Annotated in this window: 18 protein-coding genes; 13 read left to right on the top strand and 5 right to left on the bottom strand. The window is 64.8% G+C overall.

Annotated features, from left to right (window positions below):
* The first annotated feature begins 144 nt into the window (after nucleotides 1-144).
* The 9 genes from ABCW42_RS10035 to ABCW42_RS09995 all read left to right on the top strand — a co-directional run bounded on the left by ABCW42_RS10035 (nucleotide 145) and on the right by ABCW42_RS09995 (nucleotide 9,489).
* Nucleotides 145-369, top strand: a complete 225-nt coding sequence (locus tag ABCW42_RS10035; protein WP_423184698.1) for a hypothetical protein — start codon at nucleotides 145-147, stop codon at nucleotides 367-369.
* Between the two features lie 42 nt (nucleotides 370-411).
* Nucleotides 412-792: a VOC family protein gene (locus ABCW42_RS10030; protein ID WP_423184697.1), complete on the top strand. Its 381-nt coding sequence runs from the start codon at nucleotides 412-414 to the stop codon at nucleotides 790-792.
* 39 nt (nucleotides 793-831) lie between these two features.
* Nucleotides 832-1,887, top strand: coding sequence for a zinc-dependent alcohol dehydrogenase family protein (locus ABCW42_RS10025; protein ID WP_423184696.1), 1,056 nt, complete (start codon nucleotides 832-834; stop codon nucleotides 1,885-1,887).
* A 126-nt stretch (nucleotides 1,888-2,013) separates the two neighbouring features.
* The gene (locus ABCW42_RS10020; RefSeq protein WP_423184695.1) at nucleotides 2,014-4,173 is read left to right on the top strand and encodes a glycogen debranching N-terminal domain-containing protein; all 2,160 of its coding nucleotides are present in this window, start codon (nucleotides 2,014-2,016) and stop codon (nucleotides 4,171-4,173) included.
* 17 nt (nucleotides 4,174-4,190) lie between these two features.
* Entirely contained in the window at nucleotides 4,191-4,775 is a 585-nt protein-coding gene (locus tag ABCW42_RS10015; protein WP_423184694.1) for an HhH-GPD-type base excision DNA repair protein, read from the top strand.
* Between the two features lie 287 nt (nucleotides 4,776-5,062).
* Nucleotides 5,063-6,286, top strand: coding sequence for a sugar ABC transporter substrate-binding protein (locus ABCW42_RS10010; RefSeq protein WP_423184693.1), 1,224 nt, complete (start codon nucleotides 5,063-5,065; stop codon nucleotides 6,284-6,286).
* Nucleotides 6,287-6,305: 19 nt separating this feature from the next.
* Entirely contained in the window at nucleotides 6,306-8,432 is a 2,127-nt protein-coding gene (locus ABCW42_RS10005) for an ABC transporter permease subunit (protein WP_423184692.1), read from the top strand.
* A gap of 17 nt (nucleotides 8,433-8,449) precedes the next feature.
* On the top strand, nucleotides 8,450-8,914 hold the full coding sequence (locus ABCW42_RS10000; RefSeq protein WP_423184691.1) for a GatB/YqeY domain-containing protein: 465 nt from the start codon (nucleotides 8,450-8,452) through the stop codon (nucleotides 8,912-8,914).
* Between the two features lie 218 nt (nucleotides 8,915-9,132).
* A complete protein-coding gene (locus ABCW42_RS09995) occupies nucleotides 9,133-9,489 on the top strand; it encodes a YegP family protein (protein ID WP_423184852.1) in 357 nt (118 codons plus the stop codon).
* 7 nt (nucleotides 9,490-9,496) lie between these two features.
* Here ABCW42_RS09995 and moaA read toward each other — a convergent pair whose 3' ends face one another.
* Nucleotides 9,497-10,540: a GTP 3',8-cyclase MoaA gene (gene moaA / locus ABCW42_RS09990; protein WP_423184690.1), complete on the bottom strand. Its 1,044-nt coding sequence runs from the start codon at nucleotides 10,538-10,540 to the stop codon at nucleotides 9,497-9,499.
* Between the two features lie 125 nt (nucleotides 10,541-10,665).
* Here moaA and ABCW42_RS09985 point away from each other — a divergent pair, with 125 nt between their 5' ends.
* Nucleotides 10,666-11,520 carry a ribonuclease Z gene (locus tag ABCW42_RS09985; protein WP_423184689.1) on the top strand — a complete coding sequence of 285 codons (855 nt, stop codon included), beginning with the start codon at nucleotides 10,666-10,668 and terminating at the stop codon, nucleotides 11,518-11,520.
* On the opposite strand, the gene ABCW42_RS09980 is transcribed toward ABCW42_RS09985, so the two are convergent.
* Nucleotides 11,521-12,066, bottom strand: coding sequence for a methyltransferase family protein (locus ABCW42_RS09980; protein WP_423184688.1), 546 nt, complete (start codon nucleotides 12,064-12,066; stop codon nucleotides 11,521-11,523).
* Nucleotides 12,067-12,224: 158 nt separating this feature from the next.
* Here ABCW42_RS09980 and ABCW42_RS09975 point away from each other — a divergent pair, with 158 nt between their 5' ends.
* From ABCW42_RS09975 to ABCW42_RS09965, 3 genes are all read left to right on the top strand, one after another.
* Entirely contained in the window at nucleotides 12,225-13,289 is a 1,065-nt protein-coding gene (locus ABCW42_RS09975; protein WP_423184687.1) for a LacI family DNA-binding transcriptional regulator, read from the top strand.
* A gap of 171 nt (nucleotides 13,290-13,460) precedes the next feature.
* Entirely contained in the window at nucleotides 13,461-15,563 is a 2,103-nt protein-coding gene (locus tag ABCW42_RS09970; RefSeq protein WP_423184686.1) for a DUF6807 family protein, read from the top strand.
* A 314-nt stretch (nucleotides 15,564-15,877) separates the two neighbouring features.
* On the top strand, nucleotides 15,878-17,272 hold the full coding sequence (locus ABCW42_RS09965) for an MFS transporter (protein ID WP_423184685.1): 1,395 nt from the start codon (nucleotides 15,878-15,880) through the stop codon (nucleotides 17,270-17,272).
* A gap of 441 nt (nucleotides 17,273-17,713) precedes the next feature.
* On the opposite strand, the gene ABCW42_RS09960 is transcribed toward ABCW42_RS09965, so the two are convergent.
* Genes ABCW42_RS09960 through ABCW42_RS09950 form a run of 3 tightly spaced genes read right to left on the bottom strand, consistent with a single transcriptional unit; the run spans nucleotide 17,714 to nucleotide 20,942 of the window.
* Complete coding sequence (locus ABCW42_RS09960; protein WP_423184684.1) at nucleotides 17,714-18,562, bottom strand: sugar phosphate isomerase/epimerase family protein; 849 nt, start codon at nucleotides 18,560-18,562, stop codon at nucleotides 17,714-17,716.
* Nucleotides 18,559-19,773: a dihydrodipicolinate synthase family protein gene (locus tag ABCW42_RS09955; RefSeq protein ID WP_423184683.1), complete on the bottom strand. Its 1,215-nt coding sequence runs from the start codon at nucleotides 19,771-19,773 to the stop codon at nucleotides 18,559-18,561. Before ABCW42_RS09955 ends, ABCW42_RS09960 begins: the two co-directional genes overlap by 4 nt.
* Entirely contained in the window at nucleotides 19,773-20,942 is a 1,170-nt protein-coding gene (locus ABCW42_RS09950; RefSeq protein WP_423184682.1) for a Gfo/Idh/MocA family protein, read from the bottom strand. The genes ABCW42_RS09955 and ABCW42_RS09950 overlap by 1 nt, the downstream gene beginning before the upstream one ends.
* Nucleotides 20,943-21,032: the final 90 nt, after the last annotated feature.

The following is a 21,032-nucleotide window of genomic DNA, read 5'->3' as shown; positions in this document are numbered from 1 at the left end:
GATGCTGCCGGTACAGGTAATCGCAGCACCCCCCGGTTCCTTGCCCGTTCATGGACTCCCGGGGATAGTAGCATTTGCCATGCGAGAATGTTTTTGGCGTACGGTGGCCCGTGCGCGTGGGGGAACGAGGGGTGGCATTACGCCGTGAATTCGGAAACGTTGCCGTTGGAAGTCAATCCGAGGTTCAGCAACACCCGTAAGCAAAACGAGGACCTGGTGATCCGGCAGCTTCGGGAGGGCGGATTCACTACCGCCCAAATGGATGAATTCCTTGAGACGCTTCGCCGCATGGAAGCAGACAAGGCTGTACTTGCGCCTTTGACGAATGCGCTGCTGTCAATGAATGTCTCCGTGCAGTGGCTTATGTAGGGAGCCGCTGCATCTGCGTCCGAGTGCCGGTAGCTTAGGGGGATGAGACTGAAAATGTGCAGCATCCACGTCCAAGACCCCGCAGCAGCCCACACGTTCTACACGGAGACCCTGGGCTTTGACACCCTCATGGCAATGCCCGAATACAACTTGTTCATCATCAAGGACCCCGGAGCCGGCGAAGGCGCCGTGGGCCTCCTCCTGGAACCCAGCGACAATCCGATCGGCTCCGACTACATGAACGCCGTGTACGACGCCGGCCTGCCGGCCATCGTTTTCGGCGTGCCGGATGTGCGCGCTGAGTACGACCGCCTCGTGTCCGCGGGCGTGAAATTCCAAGCTGACCCGGCGGAAGGGCCGATGGGCGTCACTGCCGTTTTCGATGACGGCTGCGGAAACTTCATCCAGCTGCACCAGGACTAGACTCGACCCAGCCCAGCTACCACCACGTGAGGAGACACTATGCGCGCCACCATCATCCACGGCCCCGGCGACATCCGCGTTGAAGAACGCGACTACCCGACCGTCCAGCTTCCCACGGACGCGGTGGTCAAAGTCGCGGCCGCCTGCGTGTGCGGTTCTGACCTCTGGCCATACCGGGGCGTGCGGGAAGTTCGGAGACCGACTGCGATCGGACACGAGTTCATCGGGACGGTCGAAAGCGTCGGCGAGGACGTCACGGGCCTGGCTGTCGGGGACTTCGTAATCGCGCCGTTCGTGGTGAGTTGCGGCGAGTGTCCGCAGTGCCTCAACGGCGTCACCGTGGCGTGCGACCATTTGGCGGGATGGGGCAGCAAGGATGACACCGGGCACGCGATCGACGGCGGCCAAGGCCAAGCCGTCCGGGTCCCCTTGGCCGATTCCACGCTGGTCAAGGTTCCCGGCGTCACGGAACCGGAGGATGCCCTGCGTGCCAGCCTGTTGACGCTGTCCGATGTAATGGCCACCGGACACCACGCCGCCCTGGCCGCGAAAGCCGGTCCCGGCCGGACCGTCGTCGTGGTTGGCGACGGCGCCGTGGGACTTTGTGGAGTGCTGGCAGCAAAGCGGCTCGGCGCCGAGCGCGTGATCGCGATGTCCCGGCATGCCGATCGCCAGGCCATCGCCCGCGAGTTCGGGGCCACCGACATCGTCGAGGAGCGCGGCGAAGCCGGCGTGGCAAAGGTGCGTGAACTCCTGGGCGGCGTCCTTGCCGATTCGGTCCTCGAATGCGTCGGGACCAAGGAATCCATGGAACAAGCCCTGCACAGCGTGCGTCCGGGCGGCGCTTTGGGTTTCGTGGGCGTTCCGACGGGTGGAGCCGAGATTCCGCCGCGCTACTTGTTCGACACCAACATCTCCGTGTCGGGCGGGATGGCGCCGGCCCGCACCTACATCCCGGAGCTCCTGGCCGATGTGCTCGACGGCAAGATCAATCCGGGCCGGGTTTTCGACTCGGTGATGCCGCTCGAGGAAGCGCCTGAGGCCTACCGCGCCATGGATGAACGGCGTGCCATCAAGGTCCTCCTCGAGCCCTGACAGCGAGCCTGCGCACCTTTCGTCGAAGGGTGCGCAGGCGTAGCGTCTATCCAGCAGAGTGCGGCGGCGAACGTCCTTCGGCACGGTTTCGGCGCCGCCCCGGTCCTCATCGTTGAAGGAGCAGGGATGGCTGGATGGAACGCGGACACGGCCGCGGGACCAGTAGGAGCCGGCACGATCACGTTGGTGGAGGGCTCGTCCTTCTGCATTTCCTCGGCGAACGGAGACATCCATCCGGAGCAACCGCACGGGGTCTTCCACGAAGACACACGCATCCTTTCCCGCTGGGACCTCACGGTCAACGGCCAACGCCTCGAAGCGTTGACCGCTGAGACCAAGGAACCCTACCGGGCGTTGTTCATCGGCCGTGTCCCGCGTTCCGAGGGGTATGCGGACAGCCACCTGATCGTGGAGCGGCTCCGGGAGGTCGGCGGGGGCATCGTTGAAGAGATCACCGTCAGGAACTATTCCACTGCCCCGGCGGAATGCACGGTTGCCATCGGCGCGGAGTCTGATTTCGCGGACCTCTTCGAAGTAAAGGAGGCACGCGTCCAGCGGCGCTGGAAGGAATCGCGCGTCGCGGATGCGGACTCGCTCACTATCAGCGCTGCGTGGCATGACGTGCGCAAGGGAATCGTGGTTACGGGAGGTGCTGCCGCCGTCGGGCATGATGGCCTCAGCTACCAGGTCCTTGTTCCGCCGCACGGCGAGTGGAGCACGATGCTCCGTGTGGCGCCGTTCACCGCGGACAAGGCGGAACCCGAAGGCCGGTTCGCGGCGCAGACCGCGGGCGAATTGTCGCCGAGCGACCGGCGCCGCCAGGAATGGGTCGCCAAGATCCCCAAGCTGCACATGGGCAACAGATCGATCGAACGGACTTTGCGCCGAAGCTACGATGACCTGGGCGCGCTCCGCATCGAGGATCCGGCCCACCCGGAGCGGATTGTGGTGGCGGCCGGGGCGCCGTGGTTCATGACGCTGTTCGGACGCGACTCCCTGTGGGCTTCGGAAATGGCCCTCCCCGTGGATCCTTCCCTGGCCCTCGGAACACTGCAGACTTTGGCCGAACGCCAAGGGAAAGTCGTGGATCCGATGAGCGAAGAGGAACCCGGAAAGATCCTGCACGAGGTCAGGCTTGGCGTGTCCACCGGATTGGCCTTGGGCGGCAAATCCGTCTATTACGGGAGCGTCGACGCCACTCCGCAATTTGTGATGACGCTCGGATCGGTGAGCCGTTGGGGTTTCGCCAAGGACACAATCGCCGCGCTGCTGCCGCACGCCGACCGGGCGTTGGACTGGGTCCGGACATACGGCGACAAGGACGGCGACGGTTTCGTCGAGTACGCGCGCCTCAACGATCAAGGGCTTATCAACCAAGGCTGGAAAGACTCGTGGGACGGCATCAATTTTGCCGACGGGACGCTCGCGGAGCCGCCGATCGCCCTGTGCGAGGTGCAGGCGCTGGTGTACACGGCGTTGCTTTCGCGCGCGTGGATGGCGTACGACGCCGGTGACGCGCCTCTGGCAGCCCGGCTCACCGAGGAGGCTGCGCAGCTCAAGAAGCGGTTCAACGAACAATTCTGGATTCCTGACCGCGGCTACTTCGCCGTCGCCCTCGACGGCAAGAAACGGCCCATCGACGCATGCGCTTCCAACATGGGGCAATGCTTGTGGCACGGCATCATCGACGACGACAAAGTCCCCCAGGTAGTGGAACGCCTCATGTCGCCCGAGATGTTCAGCGGATGGGGCGTCCGCACCCTGGCCAGCAACATGGGAGCGTACAATCCTGCCAGCTACCACAACGGATCCGTATGGCCGCACGACAACGCCATCATCGCGGCAGGACTCGTCCGCTACGGCTACATCGAAGAAGCACAGAGGATCGCCACGGCCCTCCTGGAGGCTGCCGACTACTCCAATGGCCGCTTGCCGGAGCTCTTTTGCGGATTCGACCGTGGGCAACTCGCCGAGCCCGTGCCGTATCCCACGGCGTGTTCGCCGCAGGCCTGGGCCGCGACCACCCCGATCATGCTGGTGACAAGCCTCATGAGGTACGACGCGCACGTGTCCCGCGGCGGATTCTGGATGGATCCGGTCCTGCCGGAGTCCTACGGGGACCTCCACATCACCAACGCCCCGATGGCAGGCGGCCGAATGACCATCGACATCACCGGGTCCGAACCGACAGTGCAGGGATTGCCCGAGGGAATAGTATTCCACCGTGAGCACCGGCCGTGGCTTACCGAGCTCGTAGCGGAAGCCGGGCTGGGAAAGACCCAATAGCGACGGAGGAATGATCCATGGAACTGCACATCACCGGCGATGCCGCAGCCGACAAGCTGCTCGGCGATGACGCGTTTGCCCTTCTCACGGGCATGCTGCTCGACCAGCAGGTGACCATGGAATCGGCGTTCGCCGGGCCCGAAAAAATCAAAACCCGCATCGGATCCATCGATCCGGCCACGATAGCCGAATACGATCCCGCAGGATTCATCGAAATCTTCAAGGAAACCCCGGCAGTCCACCGGTTCCCGGGTTCGATGGCCGGCCGGGTCCAGGCCCTTGCCGAGACGGTCCATCACGATTGGGGTGGGGATGCCACTGCCATCTGGACCCGGGACAACCCGGACGGCGGCGAAGTCCTGCGCAGGTTGAAGGAGCTGCCAGGGTTCGGCGAGCAGAAGGCGAAGATCTTCCTGGCCTTGCTCGGCAAGCAGTGCGGATTGCAAGCCGAAGGCTGGCGGGAAGCCGCCGGATCCTACGGCCTCGAAGGCTCCTTTGCCTCAGTTGCGGACATCGTGGACCCGGAGTCGCTCGCGAAAGTCCGGGCAACCAAGCAGGCGGCCAAAGCGGCCGCAAAAGCCGCGAAAGCGTCTAAGGGTTAAGGCGGCAACTCCCGCGTCCGAAGCCTTGATAAGCACAAACTTCGGGTCTAGAACGTAGTCATAGAACATATTGACGAACGTGCCGGGAGTACCGGCACGTTCGTCTGGAAAGGATCCCGTAATCTCGCGTCCCTGGACCTTGATTCCCAGCCAGCACGTTGCTGACTTACCGGCACACCCGGCGTGAATCGCCTCGATCTCCAGCGTCGTCCTGCGCCCCGGGCGGCAGCGCTCAGATCGCGACCCGCCGTCTGGCCTGCATTCCGCAAGTCATGAGAAGGAAAGAAATGTTCAAGCACATGAAGGTCCCGGCCCGAGGCGCCGGAACCACCTTCATTGCAGCCCTCGCCGTCACGGCGCTCGCCGCCTGCTCAAGCCCAAGCACCCCGTCCGCCCCCAGCACCACAAGCTCCGGCGGAGCCGTCCCGCAGATTTCAGCGGACGCGTTCACGGCGGACTTCTCGGCAATGAAGCAACTCACTTCCCTCGCATCGCAAGGCAAGGGCATGATCGGCGTCCTGCTTCCCGATACCACCACCTCCGCGCGATATGTCACTTTTGACGCTCCGTACCTGAAGAAGGCCTTCGAAGCGGCCGGCCTGGACGCGAGCAAGTTCAAGATCGATAATGCACAAGGCAGCGCAAGCACCATGCAGACCCAGGCCGAGGCAGACATCACGGCCGGAGCGTCCGTCCTGCTCGTCGACGCCCTCGACTCCGGATCCGGCGCCGCCATCGAGGCTGCAGCCACCGCCCGCGGCGTTAAAGTGATCGACTACGACCGGCTCGTCAAGGGAGGCGCGAAGGACCGGACCTACGTCAGCTTTGACAACGTCAAAGTGGGCCAGTTGATCGGGCAGGGCGAAGTCACCTGCATCGGTGACTGGAAGGTCTCCAAGCCGAACGTCCTGATCATGGACGGCGACCCGACCGACAACAACGCGAAGTTGTTCGCTCAGGGCTACAACGCAGTGCTCAAACCGCATTTCGACAGTAACGAGTACGTGAATGCAGGCGAACCCGCCGGCACCTGGACGCCATCGGTGGCGCAGACGACCTTCGCCCAGCAGTACACTGCCCACCCGGACATCAATGCCGTGGTCACGCCCAACGATGACAACGCCAACGCAGTGATCGCCTACCTCCAGAGCAAGCAGGTTCCAGCCAAGACCTTCCCGACCACCGGTCAGGACGCGTCGTTGTCCGGACTGCAGAACATCCTGAAGGGCTACCAATGCGGAACGGTCTACAAGCCGATCTACTTCGAGGCCCAGGCCGCCGCCGCGGCAGCGCTCTACCTCCGGGCGAGCATGAGCATTCCTTCAACCCTGCTGAACGGCAAGACTACGGACGATACAGCCAAGAGCGACGTCGCATCGGTTCTGTTGACCCCGCTGTGGGTGACCACGAAGAACATGGCTGACACGGTGGTCAAGGATGGCGCCGTGAGCGTCCCCGCCCTCTGCATTACGCAGCTCAAGGACGCGTGCACCGCTGCGGGTATCCAGTAGTTCGCCAAAAGGAAACAGCGTGATTCCTGAGACGCCATCGAGGGCAGGGAGTCCGGCCAGCACCGAGGCCGGTCCCCTGCTCCGCTTGGCCGATATCGACAAGAATTTCGGGCCGGTCCAGGCCTTGGTCGATGTGACCCTTGAAGTGCCGACCGGGAAGGTGACCGCACTCGCCGGCGACAACGGCGCGGGCAAATCCGTCCTGATCAAGTGCATTGCCGGCATCCATGCCCCCGACGACGGCCAGCTGTTTTGGGAGGGCAGGCCAGTTCGCTTGAACTCGCCGCATGAGGCCGCAGCGCTTGGAATCGAGACCGTTTACCAGGATCTGGCGTTGTGCGACAACCTCGACATCGTGCAAAACCTGTTCCTGGGCCGCGAGCGCCTACGCCATCTTCTCCTTGATGAGGAAAGCATGGAGATCACCGCGCGCGAAACGCTGAAGGGCCTGGCCGTGACCACGGTCAGGTCGATCCGCCAGCCGGTGGCGTCGTTGTCCGGTGGGCAGCGCCAGTCCGTGTCGATCGCGAAATCCGTCCTGTGGAACTCGAAGCTCGTCATCATGGACGAACCGACCGCAGCCCTCGGTGTGGCCCAGACCGAGGTGGTCCTGCACCTGATCCGGCAACTCGCGGAGCGCGGGGTCGCCGTCATCGTCATCTCGCACAACATGAATGACGTGTTCCATGTGGCCGACCGCATCGCGGTGCTCAGGCTTGGACGGCTCGTTGAGGTTAAACCGGTAGAGCAACTTGACCGCCTGACCGTCGTGGACCTGATGACCACCGGCGTCTCCGAACGGACACGGCCGCAGACCCCGCCGTCGACGCTGCCGGAACGCGCGGCGGCGACCCAGCCCCTCCCGTCTGAAGCGCCTGCCCCGAAAGATGAGCCGACGACGGCGGCTGCCGCGCGGAACGCCGAACTGGCCCTGAATCCGGACATCACCGCCACCTCACTCCCCGATTACTTTCGGGCAGCGCTGGCGCGGATCCGAGCCGGCGAAAGTGGAGTGTTGCCGGTGCTTGGCGGGCTGCTCGTGATCTCGGTGTTGTTCCAAACGCTCAATCCGAATTTCCTGACTGCCGGCAACCTGGTGAACCTGCTCATTCAAGGTTCGGTCTTCATGCTGCTCGCGATGGGCCAGGTGTTCGTGCTGTTGCTCGGAGAGATCGATCTTTCCATCGGATACGTCGGCGGCGTGGGCGGGGTCATCATGGCCGAGCTCGTGCAGGAGTCCACCGGTTGGCCGTGGTGGGCCGCGATCGGCATCGGCCTGGTTGCCTGTGCCGCGATCGGGCTCCTCCACGGCACCATCATCACGCGCCTCGGCTTGCCCTCGTTCGTTGTCACCTTGGGCGGCCAGCTAGGTTGGCTGGGCGTGATGCTGGTGATCCTCGGCAGCGGCGGCGTGGTGCCCATCAATGACACCGTGATCAACAACATCGCCAGTGGAAACCTGAGTCCGGTTACCAGTTGGATCGTGATGCTGCTGGTCGCCGGCGCGTTCAGCGCCTGGACGTGGCTGCGGGACGCCCGGCGGCGCAGGAGCGGGCTGGTGGCGCCGCCCGCAAGTGTCAGCGCCCTGAAGATCACGGGCGTGCTCGCCGCCGGGATCGCCGTCGTCTGGTTGTGCAACACCAACCGCGGCAACTTGGTGGAGATCAGCGGTGTGCCGTGGGTGCTGCTCGTTGTCCTCGGAGTCCTCGCCGCCTGGACGTTGCTGCTGGGCCGCACGCGGTTCGGTCGCTACGTCTACGCTATCGGCGGCAATGCCGAGGCCGCGCGGCGGGCCGGCGTCAGCCTCGCGCGCATCCGTACGCTCGCGTTCATGCTCGCCTCCTTCACGGCAGGCATAGGCGGCGTCGTCTATGCGTCCCGGCTCCGCTCGGTCTCTACTTCGTACGACGGCGGCACGCTGGTCCTCTACGCCGTGGCGGCCGCCGTAATCGGCGGCACGAGCCTTTTCGGTGGCCGGGGCAAGGTATTGCACGGGGTCCTTGGCGGGTTGGTGATCGCGGCGATCGACAACGGGATGGGACTGCAGGGCTACAGTGCGCCGGCAAAGTACGTTGTCACGGCGCTGGTTCTCGTCGCTGCGGTGACGATCGACGCCGTCGCCCGCCGCGGCCGTGCACAGTCGTAAAAGGAGAGGAAACAACCATGGGTACCTTGAAACAACGCCTCCACGCCGACGTCGTTGTCCATATGAGGGACGGCAACAAGACCGCGCTCACCACGGTGCGCAATGTCCTGGGCGAGATTGAGACGCGTGAGAAGTCCGGCAGGGCACCCATCGAGCTGGACGACACGCAGGTGACTGCCCTGCTGCAGAAGGAGGCCGCCAAGCGCCATGACACCGCCCGGATCTACGCGGAGGCTGGAGAAACGGTGCGCGCCGAAGCGGAAATCGCCGAAGCCGAGGTGATCGAGGCGTACCTCCCCGCGATGTTGACCCAGGCTGAAGTCGAAGCCATCGTCGATGAGGTGGTCGCGGCGCTCAAGGCCGAAGGCCAGGAGCTCTCGGGCCGGCAGATGGGCGCCGTAATGAAGCCCGTCACGGCGAAGGTCGCTGGCCGCTTCGATGGCAAGGCCGTCAGTGAGATCGTCCGGAACCGGCTCGCCTAGGCGGAAGGAATGCTCAGAGCCATTCCCCCGTGCACTAGCCAGCCCACGCTCATACCCGTATGGTGGTTAATCACACTGTGGCGGGCATCACCCACCGTGAGTCAAATGATCCAACTGCCGGACTAAGACGACTGGGGCGCAACGATGCGCCCTGGACCCGGCGAGACCTACCGGGCGTCGCCAGGCGCCCGCAGTTCAGGAGGATTTACGTGGCCGGTATGTTTGAACTCTTTATCGACGAGGACACGAGCTTCAGGTTCAGGCTTAAGGCTCCGGACGGGACCGTGGTGGCCGTCTCAAGGTCTTTCCCCGACAAGCCCGCCGCTGTGGTAGGCATCAGTGATGTGCGGGAATATGCCGGGATGGGCCTGATCACCGATTTGTGCCCGGAAGTCCCCGTCCACGGGACCCCGGCGGCGGCATCAACCCGGCAACCGTCGAGCGCCGCGGTGCTGCCGCCGCTACCCGTTCCGCAATCGCGCCACCATCCTCTTCCGCCACGGGAACGTACCGGCCGCCCGTGGCACACAGGGGCATTGGTGGAGGCGCCGTGCACGGCGATGGCTGAAGCGTAAGGAACGCTTACCCGCCGATATAGGACATCTCGATCCGGCGGCGTGTTGGGTCAGTCAGGCCGGGCGTACGCGCCCCGCGGAGTTCGGAATAGCGGTCCGCACGCCCACCCCAGAGCGCTGACAGCGCTGCGGAGAGTTCGACGTCGGACGCGCCGCCGCGCAACAGGGCCCGCAAGTCGGTGCCAGCCGTTGCAAAGAGGCAGGTGAACACCTTGCCGTCCGCCGAGAGGCGGGCGCGGGTGCAACCGCGGCAGAAGGCTTGCGTGACGCTTGAGATGACCCCGATTTCACCGCTGCCGTCCTTGTAGCGCCAGCGGTCGGACGTTTCGCCGGGATAGTTGGGCGGGACTTGTTCCAGCGGGAAGACCGTGTTGATGCGTGACAGGACCTCCGCGGAAGGCACTACCTCGTCCAATTTCCAGCCGTTGGAGGTGCCAACGTCCATATATTCGATAAACCGCAGGATGAATCCGGTTCCCCGGAAGTGGCTGGCCATGTCGAGGATGTCGTGGTCGTTCCTCCCCCGCTTGACCACCATGTTGATCTTGACCGGTCCGAGGCCGGCGTCCCGGGCAACGTCCATTGCGTGGAGGATCTTCGACACGGGATAGCCGACGTCATTCATCGACTGGAAGGTCTTCTCGCGCAGGGAATCCAAGGAGACCGTTACGCGATTCAGGCCTGCATCCTTGAGGAGTTGCGCCTTCTGCGCGAGGACCGAACCGTTGGTGGTCATGGCGATATCCGGTGCTTCGCCCGCGGGTGTGCGCAACACTGCCAGCATCCGGACAAGATCCTCAATGTCCTTTCGCAGCAACGGTTCTCCGCCCGTGAGGCGGATCTTCCGCACTCCGTGCGCGACGGCGATGGAGGTGAGCCGGGCAATTTCCTCGAAGGTCAGGAGCTGGTCCTTGGGCATGAAGGCGAAATCCCGGCCGAAGATTTCTTTGGGCATGCAGTACACGCAGCGGAAATTGCAGCGGTCGGTGACGGAAATCCTCAAATCCCGCAGTGGCCGGCGCAAAGTGTCCACGATCGGATCAACGTCCATGCAACGCCTGCCCTAAGCCTGCCTCGACGGGAAGAAGTACCCGCCCATGATTCCACCCTATGCCCGGCTGCGGACCCCCACAATGGGGCCTCCCGTCGTCGCGATCGAGTGGCAGACTGGACTGCATGCGCGAGTTGCTCATCCTCGGCACCGCTTCCCAGGTCCCCACGCGGACCCGCAACCACAACGGATACTTGCTGCGCCGCCACGACGAAGACCTCCTCTTCGACCCCGGAGAAGGAACGCAGCGCCAGATGCTGTTGGCGGGGGTCGACACCTCACGGATCACCCGTATCTGCCTCACGCATGTCCACGGCGACCACTGCTACGGATTGCCCGGGGTCTTGTCCCGCATGGCGCTCGACAAGGTGGACCATCCCGTCCACCTCCACTACCCCGCTTCGGGGGAAGAGACCGTGCGCGCCCTCGTGTCCATTGCCTCTCCGGGTGTGGATCTCCGCCTTCATCCGCATGGCGGCTTTGCCTATGGAGGACTCGAACACAACGGTCCCGGCCACCGGGCGGCCGAACCTATCGCTCCGGGGCTGTATATCAGGGCGCTGGAACATCGGATCGAAACCTATGGGTATCGCTGCACGGAACCTGATGGGAACGCGGTACCGGATGGGAATGCCGGGCCGGATGCGAAAGGGCCGCATCCAAGTCCAAGCTTCGCGTTCGTCATGGACACCGCCCCGTGCGCGGGCGCCGAGGAACTCGCCGACGGGGCGGACCTGCTTGTGGCAGAATGCACCTTCAGCGACGTCGACGCCGATCTCGCCTCGCGATTCCGGCACCTCACGGCCGGGCAAGCCGGGGAACTGGCTGGCTCGGCGAACGCCCGGATCCTGGTCCTTACCCATTTTTCCTCGCGCTACCCCGATGTCGGCCCACTCGCCGAGCAGGCCCGCGGCCGCGCACGCGATGCGGTGGTGCTCGCGGCCAACGATCTTGACCGCATTCCCTATCCGGCGCGCTAGCTAGGCCGCGTCATCTTTCGGAACGGTTTGCCGCCAAGGCGTGAGGCGCGGCAACCAACCGGGCACGTTTTCCTTGTACATGGTGTATTCCGCACCGAACTTCCGGGTCAAAGCCGGCTCCTCGTAGAACCTCACGAAGACGGCCACCGGAACCACGCCAAGCGCTGCCACCCCCAGCAACTTCGCTTGGCCCAGCAGCAAGCCCTGACCCGCGACCGCTGCAACAATCGCAACATAGATCGGATTGCGGACGAAGCGGTACAACCCGCCCACCACCAAATGCTTCGGCGGGGCAAACGGCGCGGGCGTGCCAACGCCTTCCACGGCGAAATGGACAAACGAATTGGCGATCACGCTAGCGCCTCCTACCAACATCACGGCACCGGCCACTTGGGCAGGCACTCCCCCGGGAACGGGCCGACGCACCTTCCACCGGGTCAGAAGCCACGGACCAAGCACGGTCACCGCCATCGGCGCCGTTGCAAATACGGCCGTGCCAATGGCCGCGCGCCGCCTCTCGCTCCTCGAATCCACGAATCCGCTCATGGCCACGATTCTTCGCCGAGTCCCCGGCCTGGGCAAGGCCCGGCGCGAAGGCCCAACGCAGGATTTCTGGCAAGCGTTTTCCCCGGCGGATATGCTGTTGCCTGAGCGAGCCTTCCCGCTTATAGGCCGGGACTGGCAAACGGACAAAGGAGTTTGGATTGGCTGCAAGCACGCTTGCCGAAGTGGCACGCCGGGCGGGGGTATCGCCGGCGACGGCGTCGCGGGTCCTCAATGGTTCGGCGAGGACCCCAGGGCCTGAGATCGCCGAGCGGGTCAAGGAAGCCGCACGGTCCCTCGGCTACATCCCCAATGCGCAGGCCCAGGGGCTGGCGAGGTCAAGTTCGGGACTTATTGGCCTGGTTGTCCACGACATCGCGGACCCCTATTTTTCGACCATAGCCCGCGGCGTCCAAAACGCGGCCCGGGAACACCAAAAAATGGTCCTGCTCGCCACCACAAGCGGCACTCCCGCCGACGAGCAAGCCGCAGTCGGGGCGTTCGCCGCCCGGCGTGCCGATTCCATAGTCATCGTGGGATCGCGTTCCACCCGGCCGCAAGACGCCAAGGACAACCAAGAGCTCGCGGCGGAACTCGACCGCTACTGCGGCAACGGCGGAAAAGTAGGCATCGTCGGCCATCCTGTGGTGGGCGCTTCCGCCGACGGCTACCACGTGGTTCCTGTTCCCAATGAAGAGCTCGCAGCGGAGCTCGCCCGCACCCTGGCCGCGCAGCACACGGCGAAATTCGTCATCATCGCAGGTCCCGAGGGTCTCCTGACCTCCGATGACCGCATCCGGGGCTTCCAACGCGGCTTGCGCGCCGCGGGACTGCCCAAGGCCGAGGTCATCCACACTGGCTTTGACCGCGCGGGCGGGTACCAGGCCGGACTCGAGATCGCAGGCCGGATCAAGGCAAGCCAAGGCCCGGCGTCGAATCAACCCGCGGCCTGCTTGTTCGCGGTGAATGACGTGATGGCCATCGGAGCTGTTGCCGCGCTTCGCGAACAGGGCTTGAGCATCCCGCAGGACGCGGCCATCGCCGGGTTCGACGACATCGAAACACTCCGCGATTTCCGCCCGGCCCTCACCACGGTAAGCCTCCCGCTCGAAGACATCGGACGCCTCGCAACCCTCGGCAGCCTCGGCTGGTCCGAAACCAGCGACGCAGCGCCGGTAACCGGCGTCGTCACCCTTCGCCGCAGCACGGAGACCCTTCCCGCCTAAGGCAATCGCCGCCGTCGGGCACCGCCCTACGGGCATAAACCAAACAGCTTCTTTGAATCGTTCCATTGCTGCCGTCAAAGCGCTAGGATGATGTGATCCACTTCATTGGAATGCGCTTGCCCACCCGATTACCAGCCGTTATCCACGAACCGCCACCCCAACAGGAGAGCCATGGATACAACCGCCTCAACCAGCCTTCACCATCGCCCAGGATCCCGCAGCGGCCCCTTCCGGGTGGCCCTGATCGGGGTACACGGATTCGGGCAACACCACCTCGACAACCTCGCCAGGCTCCAGTCCGCCGGAATCCTAAGGCTCGTTGCCGTGGCCGACCCGAATCCTCCAGCCGCCGGAACCCTGCCGGAAGGGACCGCCGTCTTCAGCACAGCGGACGATTTGTTGGCACAATCCGAAAGCCTCGACCTCGTCATCATCGCGACGCCGATCCAGACCCACGCTCCGCTGGCACTCGCCGCGCTCCCCCACGCCGATCTCTACCTGGAAAAGCCGCCGGTCGCGTCCCTCTCCGACTTCGACCGCCTCCGGGAAGCTGCCAGCGCTGCCGGCAGGAGCATCCAGGTGGGCTTTCAGAGCCTGGGCTCGCACGCCTTCAAGGCGATCGACGAACTTCGCAGCTCCGGAGAGATCGGCGCGGTCATCGGCATTTCGGCCACCGGGCGCTGGGTGCGGGACCGCGCCTACTACAAGCGCTCCCGCTGGGCAGGCAAGCGGAGCCTTGACGGCGTCGACGTCGTGGACGGAGTAGCCACGAACCCCCTGGCTCATGCCATCGCCACGGCACTGCACATCGCCGGAGCGCGGACCGTGGACGACGTCGCCTCGGTGGAAACCGATCTCTACAGGGCCAACCGGATCGAGTCGGACGACACGTCGGTCATCCGGATCCGCACGTCCGCCGGCCTTCCCATAACCTGCGCGCTCACGTTGTGCGCCAGAGAGTCCGTGGAACCATTCATCACCCTGCAGGGAACAGAAGGCACGGCGGTGTTCCACTACACCGAGGACCGCCTCACGGTCAGCTCAGCCGGCGGCGTGCGCCACGAGTCGTTCGGCCGGGACGACCTCACCGAGAACCTGCTGGAGTATTTGCGGAACCGGGAAGCCACGCAGGACAAAGGGGCTGCGCTGCTGAGCGGCCTCGAGGACAGCGGCGCCTTCATGCGCGTCGTCGAAGCCATCCGGACCGCCGAACCGCCTGCAGAAATTCCCGGGGAGTACCTCACGTGGGTGGGTGAAGGCGATGCTGCCCGCGCCGTGGTCACGGGGATTGAGGACGCGCTGGAGCGCGCGACGGCGGCCCACGCCACCTTCAGCGAGCTCGCCGTGCCGTGGGCGCGTCCCGTCCCGGGCACTACCGTGCTGCCCGTCCGCAATCACGACGGCGGGACACCCGGAGGCGACGCGCTCGACAGGAACGCGCTGGTTACGCTCCGCAACGGAACCGTCGTCGCGGAGCGATTGTCCCCCCGCCCCTACCTGCATCCTGTGCGTTCGCTCGCGGGTGTGGCAGTCACCGACCACTTGCCCGCAGACCACCCGTGGCATCTCGGCGCAGGCATTGCCCTGCAGGACGTCAACGGCGTCAACTTCTGGGGCGGCAAGACCTACCGGCGTGCACCCGGCCGCTACGAAGAACGCGCTGACCATGGCCGGATCGTGGAGATATCCAGTGAGTCCGGCGACGGCATCCTCCACCAGCATCTGTCGTGGCGGGGCGCCGACGGACGCGCACTCCTCAGGGAACGCCGTCGAATAGATGCCCGCATAGTGGACGGCCGCACTTGGCGGCTGGACCTCACGACCGAGCTGACCGCCGTCGTCGATGCCTCGCTTAGCGGACCAGGGCCAAATGGCGCCGACGGCAGCGGCTACGGCGGATTATTCTGGCGCTTTCCGCCCTGTGCAGGTCCGGACGTTTTCACGTCCGAACGCCATGGAGAAGCCGACGTCCACGGCTCGGCAGCGCCATGGTTGGCCTGGACGGCAGAGTTCCGGGACGGGCCTGCCAGCCTGGTGTTTCAGGCCCCGCCAGAGGCGGCGGATCCGTGGTTCGTCCGCCTCTCGGATTATCCAGGGGTCGGTTCGGCCTTGGCGTGGGACTCTGCGATCGAGCTTGCGGCCGGCGAGTCCGTTGCCCGCTCCTTCAGCGCCTGGATAGTGGACGGCAAGGTTTCCCCCGACGACGCGGCCGGCCTGGTTTCCGCGCAGGGCGGGACGGGTGGTCAAGTCGGAACGCCGCCGGGCCGCAACTGACAGCGACCACCTTGGAACCCCTGTTTCGCGCGCCTTGAGGCGTGCGGCATTCCGTGCTGCCCGGCTCCCGGACGCCCTGGAATTCCCCGGATTCCGCGCTTTCCAACCAGCTGTTGACATGTGACCAGCGACACCCTACCGTTGAATAGCGACGAGCTGGAAAGCGCATTCCACGAGTCTTCGGGATTCAAGTCCAGGGGCTTAGCGAGCAGCCTTCCCCCACAGACCCTTACGGCGCCAGACGCTTCGCCTTCCGCCAGCGGCGCCCCAACGACGGGGCCGCCCCACACAGCTTTTGTCCAAAGGAGGACCACATGAAAAGCGCAACTCGAAACCAGCCGAGTTCAACCGGACCGCGGCAGTCCAGCTCGACCAAGAAAGCCGCTGCCAGCGGCTGGATCGGCAGCGCCCTCGAGTACTACGACTGGTTCGTCTACGCCCAGGCCGCAGCCCTCGCCTTCCCCGGAATCTTCTTCCCGGCAGGCAATCCGACGGTCGCACTGATCGCTTCCCTCGGCACCTACGCGGTCGGCTACGTCGCCCGCCCGATCGGAGCTTTCGTCCTGGGGCAATGGGGCGACAAGCACGGGCGAAAGAACGTCCTGGTCCTCGCCATGTTGATGATGGGCGCCTCGACCTTCGCAGTGGCCCTTCTGCCCACTTTCAATCAGGTGGGGCTGTGGGCGCCGATCTTGCTGCTGGTGCTTCGCCTCATCCAAGGATTTGCCGTGGCGGGCGAGTTGAGCGGAGCGAGCGCCATGATCGTGGAACATGCCCCGTTCGGCCGCCGCGGTTTCTACGCCAGTTTCGCCCTCCAAGGAACACAAGCCGGACAAATCATTGCCGCCGCCGTCTTCATCCCGCTTTCAGCCACGCTTTCGAGCGAAGCATTCAAGGCCTGGGGCTGGCGCGTACCGTTCATCCTGAGCGCAGTTGTGGTCTTCGCCGGCTACCTGATCCGGCGCCGTGTCGAAGAAACGCCGGTGTTCGAACAAGAGAAGGCCCACCGCGAGATCGCCCGGACTCCTATCCTCCAGGTTCTCCGCGAGAGCTGGCTCGATGTTGTACGGGCCGTCTGCATGACACTCGTCAACGTTGTGGGCGTCACCGTATCCGTCTTCGGGGCCGCATACGCCACCCAGCCCGGCTACCACGTCGGCATGAGCACCACGGTCTACCTGTGGATCCCGGTCATCGCCAACGTCATCGCGCTTGCCCTCATCCCGTGGTTCGGCAACCTCTCGGACCGCTTCGGCCGCCGGCCATTGATGATCGTCGGCTCCCTGGGCTCAGGCGTCCTGGCCTACGCCTACCTCTATGAAGTCAGCCAAAACAACGTGGTGCTCACCATCATCCTCGCCATCCTGATGTGGGGCATGCTGTACCAGGTCTGGAACGCCACGTTCGCGAGCTTCTTCCAGGAACTTTTCCCCTCCCGTACCCGCGTCACCGGCTTCGCGATCTCGCAAAACATCGGCTTGCTGATCACGGCCTTCCTGCCGAGCATCTTCGCGGCAGTGGCTCCTCCCGGATCCGCGAATGTTCCTTTCGTCATCGGATCCATCTGCTTCGGAATCACCATCGTCGGGGCCATCGCGGCATGGTCTGCCCGTGAGACCCACCGCATCCCGCTCAATGACCTGGGCAAGCCGGACGCAACGCCCGTCCCCCGCGAAGAGTACGAACGGCTCAGGGCCGGCGTCCGCTAGGACGCGAGGCTTCACGACATCCATATCCCCGTCAGGTCCGGGTCCGATCACGCATCGGACCCGGACCTTCCGCCGTGCCACGACCATTCCCATCCGCATCCGTGCGCGTATGCTCCCGTTCCTCCATCCAGCCGTCGCACTTACCCGAGTACCGCCGTCGCCATGAAGCGGTGTCGCCGGAACGCTCCGGAACCTCAAGGCCGCCGGGTGAGGCAACTTAGTCGCCCCTCGTTAGCTGGCTCGGTGAGTGCCATGCGTGGGCGTCGGGCGTCACGCGGTTCAGGTTTTTGGCCCCTCGGGTGGACAAGAAAGTCCGGAAATCCAGGGGCAAGCTGCCAGTGGAAGGCCAAAAAGGTGCGCGGCGTGACGCGTATACCCGCTCCGCTCACGAAAAAAGCGGTGCCTGCCCGTGGAGGGCAGGCACCGCTTGGGAAGGGGTTTTCAGGCGTAGGGAAGGACGAGGTCCGCGTAGCGTTGCTTCATGGTTTCCAGCACGGCATCGCCGTCGGCGTTCCAAATGTCCTGGTTGAAGATTTCCACTTCGATGTCTCCGGTGTAGCCGGCGTCCCTGACCCAGGTGCCGATCGTCGCGAAGTCGATGACGCCGTCGCCCATCATTCCGCGGGATAAGAGGGCGTCGGCGGCGATGGGAACGTTGAAATCACAGACTTGGTAGGAGGCGATCCTGCGTTCACGGCCGGCCCGCTGGATCTGCTCCTTGAGTTCCGGATCCCACCAGACGTGGAAGGTGTCGACGGCGACACCCACCGCGGACGGGGCGTACGGTGCGGCGAGGTCGAGCGCCTGCCCGAGGGTGGAAATGAGCGCCCGGTCCGCAGCGTACATCGGGTGCAGCGGTTCGAGGACCAGGCGGACACCGTGCTCGACGGCGAAAGGAACCAGGTCCTCCAGCCGCTCCGAAACGCGCTGACGCGCCGCGACGACGTCCTTCTCCCCCGGCGCCAGCCCGCCGACAACCAGGAACAACTCCTGGGTCTCGAGGGCGACTGCTTCAAGGATGGCCGCACGGTTGTCGGCCAAGGCGGCCGCCTGCCCTTCCCGGTCCGCCGCGGTAAGGAAGCCTCCGCGGCACAGGGAGGAAACGCGCAGCCCCGCCTCTTTGATCAGTCTTGCGGCCTTGTCCAGGCCGGCGCCGGAGACGATGTCCCGCCACGGCCCGATGGCCGGGATACCTGCGCGGACACAACCTTCCACTGCTTCGGCCAGCGTCCATTTCTTCGTGGTGGCGCTGTTCAGCGAGAGCCGCGAGAAGTCCGGCGAGGTGTTCATGAGTTCACTCCATTGATGCGCAGGTAGTCGGACATGCGGAACGCGGCAAGGGCGGGGTCCCGGAGGAGGCCGGCCTGGTCGGCGAGTTCGAAGGTGCGGGCAAGGTGAACTACGGAGCGGCCGGAGTGCAGTCCGCCGACCATCTGGAAACCGGGTTGCTGGCCGTTGAGCCAGGACAGGAACGCGATGCCCGTTTTGTAGTAGAACGTCGGGGCGCTGAAGATGTGCTTTCCGAGCTCCCGGGTGGAATCGAGGATCGCGCGCGCCCGGGCGGGATCGCCGGCGTCGTACTTCTGCAACGCCACCGAAGCCGCGGGATAGATCGCGGCAAAAATGCCTAGCAGCGCGTCGGAGTGACGTGTTCCGTCTCCGTCGATGAGTTCGGGGTAGTTGAAATCATCACCAGTGTAGAGGCGCACGCCGTCCGGAAGGGCAGCCCTCAGGGCGGTTTCGTGGGACGCGTCCAGCAGCGAGACTTTCACGCCGTCCACCTTGCCGGCGTGTGCGCGGATAAGGGAAAGGAAGGTCGCGGTGGCTTCGGCGATGTCGTCGGAGCCCCAATACCCTGCCAGGGCGGGGTCGAACATGGTGCCGAGCCAGTGCAGGATGACCGGCTGTTCCGCTTCGGCAAGGAGCGTGGAGTAGACGTGCATGTAGTCCTCGGGACCCCTCGCGACCTGCGCGAGGGCGCGGGAAGCCATGAGAATGACCTTCGGCCCGGCTTCGGCGACCACGGCCATTTGCTCCCGGTACGCTTCCAGGACTGTCTTCAGCCCGGCGGGACCTGCCGGAAGGGTGGCAAGGTCCAGTTGGTCCGTGCCGGCCCCGCAGGACACGAGGTCCTGGACGGTCTTGCCCGCAGTGGCAGGGTTCCCGGCGGCCACGACGGACGCGGCCTCGGCCCCGGTCCGTTTGATCAACTGCTGGGTCGCGGCCCAGTCCAGGCCCATGCCCCGCTGGGCGGTGTCCATGGCATCGGCGACGCCAAGCCCGTAGGACCACAGCTCATGCCGGTAGCCCAGCGTGGCGTCCCAGTCCAAACGCGCCGGGGCGCCGGGGGTGTTGTCCGCCGTCGTCTCCGGAATGACGTGGGCGGCCGCGTAGGCGCGCCGGGACGTCAACGGCGCCGTCGGCCTAGCCCACGAGCGGGACGCTGAGAGAGTGTAGACGCGCGTGCCGCCGTCGTGGTTCGGAAGTATCAGCGAGGTCATCAGAGCACGATCTCCGGGATGTCGATGGTGCGGCGTTCGTTGTTGGATTGCAGGCCGAGTTCGGCCAGCTGCACGCCGCGGGCGGCCGAAAGGAGTCCGAAACGGTGCTCGCGCCCGGCAACAACATCGCGCAGGAATTCCTCCCACTGCAGCTTGAAACCGTTGTCCAGATCCGCGTTCGCCGGGACTTCCTGCCACTGGTCGCGGAAGGATTCGGTGACCGGCAAGTCCGGGTTCCAGACAGGCTTCGGGGTATGCGCACGCTGCTGCGCAACACACTTGTTCAATCCCGCCACGGCCGAACCATGCGTGCCGTCCACCTGGAACTCCACAAGCTCGTCACGGTATACCCGCACCGCCCAGGAGGAGTTGATCTGGCCAACGACCTCATCCCCGCCCGGGGTCTCGAGTTCGAAAATTCCGTAGGATGCATCATCCGCGGTTGCCTTATAACCGTTGCCTTGCTCATCCCAGCGGACCGGGATGTGCGTGGCGGTCTTCGCGTTGACGCTCTTGACCTTCCCGATGATGCCTTCCAGGACGTAGTTCCAGTGGCAGAACATGTCCGTGGTCATGCCGCCGCCGTCTTCCTTGCGGTAGTTCCACGACGGACGCTGCGCCGCCTGGACATCGCCCTCGAACACCCAGTACCCGAACTCGCCGCGGATCGACAGGATCCGGCCGAAGAACCCCTCGTCCACGAGCCGGCGGAGCTTCACCAGGCCCGGCAGGTACAACTTGTCATGCACCACGCCCGCGGTCACCCCGGCTTCCTTGCCGATCTGGGCCAGCTCGATAGCTTCCTCAAGCGTCTCTGCCGTGGGCTTTTCGGTGAACACGTGCTTCCCGGCGCGCATGGCTTTCTTCAACGTCGCGGCACGCAGACTCGTCATCGAGGCGTCAAACACGACATCAACAGTGGGATCGTTGATCACAGCATCCAGGTCCGTGGTCCATTCGGAAACCTTGTGCAGTTCCGCCAGTTCGCGGATCTTCGCCTCGTTCCGGCCAACCAGAATCGGCTCCACCTGAACGCGGGTCCCGTCCTCCAGCACGAATCCGCCGGCATCCCGGATCGGCAGGATCGACCGCAGCAAATGCTGCCGGTAACCCATCCGCCCGGTAATGCCGTTCATCGCAATACGAATCGTCCTTGTTTCGAAGCCCATGAGTCCTCCACGGTGAGTGAGCAATGGTTGGTTTGTCAGGTGGGAAAGCGCATTCCCAATGCATCAATGATGCACCAGGCCATGCTCGTT

The organism is Arthrobacter sp. NyZ413, assembly GCF_049390645.1.
Taxonomy (GTDB): domain Bacteria; phylum Actinomycetota; class Actinomycetes; order Actinomycetales; family Micrococcaceae; genus Arthrobacter.
Note: the sequence above shows the minus strand (reverse complement) of the source record. Positions and strands in the feature narration are given on the sequence as shown.